The organism is Salmonella sp. SAL4457, assembly GCF_046548235.1.
GTDB lineage: Bacteria > Pseudomonadota > Gammaproteobacteria > Enterobacterales > Enterobacteriaceae > Salmonella > Salmonella enterica.
Genome location: NZ_JBGDZO010000771.1, coordinates 1 through 259 on the forward strand (window position 1 = coordinate 1; position 259 = coordinate 259).

General features: G+C 69.1%; 1 pseudogene. It reads left to right on the forward strand.

Annotated elements, in window-relative coordinates:
• Window positions 1–8: 8 nt before the first annotated feature.
• Window positions 9–259, forward strand: a pseudogene (locus tag ACLJNW_RS26245) (alkene reductase); the annotation flags it as partial.

Consider the following 259-nt stretch of genomic DNA (forward strand, 5'->3'; position numbering starts at 1 on the left):
TGGCTACTCTGTTCGATCCCATCGTGCTCGGCGACCTCGAGCTGCCCAACCGCATCGTCATGGCGCCGCTGACCCGCTGCCGCGCCGATGAAGGCCGCGTGCCCAACGCCCTGATGGCCGAGTACTACGCCCAGCGCGCCGATGCAGGCCTGATCCTCAGCGAGGCCACCGCGGTCACGCCGATGGGCGTGGGCTACCCCGACACCCCCGGCATCTGGTCCGATGACCAGGTCCGTGGCTGGAGCAACGTGACCAAGGC